At 26.1% G+C, this 2,223-nt stretch carries 2 protein-coding genes; both read right to left on the minus strand.

The features are described 5' to 3' along the window. Positions 1 to 1,384 (minus strand): hypothetical protein (locus tag GQ589_RS11565; protein ID WP_160426369.1); only part of this gene is annotated, 1,384 nt, incomplete at its 3' end. 282 nt (positions 1,385 to 1,666) lie between these two features. After that, on the minus strand, positions 1,667 to 2,191 hold the full coding sequence (locus GQ589_RS11570; RefSeq protein ID WP_160426371.1) for a hypothetical protein: 525 nt from the start codon (positions 2,189 to 2,191) through the stop codon (positions 1,667 to 1,669). Positions 2,192 to 2,223 lie beyond the last annotated feature (32 nt).

Here is a 2,223-nt window from a genome sequence, read left to right on the forward strand (position 1 = left end):
TATAAATTGCCTGATTACCATTTAATAAAAACTTAGAAAAAGGTGTTTTCTCAAAACCATGGATGGTGATGTATTCTAATTCATTACTAATATCAATGTCATAACTTTTAAAGTTTTCTACATGTTGTTGATATAATTCATCATTATCAAAAAAATGTTTTGAATCCACTTTACCAAAGCTTATTGAATAAGCTTGTTGATAATTAACACACAGTTTTTCCTCATTTGGATTTGGATTTAAAGTTAATGTTACTCTATCAAATTCATCTAATTTTCCACCATCAAAACGTAAATAGTTATTTGCTTGTTTACTCGTTAGCAACAGACTTTTTGCTGAATGTTTGTTTTTATCTTTAGTGGCAAAGTCGATATAGCAATTAGAAGTGACGGGTAACTCTTGAAATTTTCCTTCTTTTGTGACTTGGAAATGTTGTACTTCTATGGTTTCATCCTCAAAACGTTGTCGACGTTCAATAAAGTAGTTCTTGTTTATATTATAACCAATAAATCCGATTGGCAAATCACCTTTAGCAGGATTATGCCTTGTCATGCCAATGCGAGATGACAATGTAATTTTATCTAAAAAATCAAATTGTTCTGATAAAAGATAAAGATAAACTATTTGCTCTTCGTTTTCTTGTGTGCCAATTATTAAAATTGGATTTATTGTATTATTTATTTGGGGTAACTTTACTCCATTTAAATTAATTAAATAATTATTTAACTGTTCATATAAATTATCGTTATCGAATAATTTTAAATAGTATGCAAAACTTCTTGATATATTTTGAGGATAATTATAATAATTCTCATCCTTAACAAAATCCTCTGTTCTCTGAGAATTAATTGGCAAATTTAATGAGGGAAATTTATTACTTATTTTTTGAAATGAATACTTGTTTTTTGGTTTTAAAAAAGACGCAACTAAAGATTCATTTATAAATAACAACTGTTCTTTTCCAAAAATCAATCTATGCTTTGGCAATAATAATTTAGCTAAATCAACATCTACAACATCATCGAATTGTAAATAATTTAAATCCCCACTTGGTAAAATAAATTCGTTGATAATTGGATTTTCTATTAGATTTTTTGTGAGTAATTGGGATATATCAGATGTCCTATGTACGCTAACATTATACTGATTATTATTAATATAAATAATATTATCAATTAGTTTAACTCGTAGATTGTTCAAATAATCGGAGTTATAATCATTTTTGTTCATTAGAGCATCATTTTCTATATATTTATCCAAAACCCAATAAGCTTGATTAATATCTTTTGCATGGACATATGAAAAATTTAAAAAAACATATAATAAACAAATAGTTTTTGCTAACGATATATTTTTTTTAATTATATAAAGATGAAATCCAAACATGTTATTAATTTCCTAAATTTTTAACCAATTTATGTTTAAAGCAATTAGCTCATCTTGTCCATTAAGGTGTAATACCTTACTCGATTCTATCCAGTATAGTTTATTTTTAAGCATAAAACGGATAGTATAAAAAAACCTCATCATTTACAGGCTCAGAATCTGCACTCAGCAAAGTAACATTTAGCACAAACCATAAATAATTCGCCAATTATCCGAAGATTTTTTCATCAGCTATGACTGATGACGTAATTAAATTCAGGAATGATAAAAATAAAATGTAATTTAATTATTGTTGGTTTTTTCTTTAAGATATCCATCTTGATTTAAATAATAATGCTTAATTGTTAAATTATTATCATATTCTGTTGTAACGGTAATGATAAAATCCTTTGAGATAGTAAAATAAGTTTTTTCAATTAGATTTTCATTATTTCCTGGTTCGTACCATTCACCTTCAACATATAATTTTGAATGGATTTGATGATCTTTTATTGTCAATAAATAAAGTCTGTAAGGAAAATCACCACAATCCATTGGCACCAATACCATATCGATACCATTTTTTGATGGTAATGATAAATAGCGAAATTCCTTGTCACAATGTCCAAAATCAAAATTCTCAATTTTACAATTTTCATTATTGGCTAAGTTATATGACACATTTTTATGTGCTTTATTTAATGGTAAAGTGTCTGTGCTTTTTTCAAAACAGGGATTTTTATTGTTTTGTTGAATAGGGGGTTCTTGTGCATAAGCAAAAAAAGGAATTACACCGAATACTAAATAAATTATATAGTTATTTATCATAATATATCCTAAAATTATTCATTAGCTATTTT

The sequence above is a fragment of the Gilliamella sp. Pas-s27 genome, from assembly GCF_009795865.1.
Lineage (GTDB): Bacteria > Pseudomonadota > Gammaproteobacteria > Enterobacterales > Orbaceae > Gilliamella.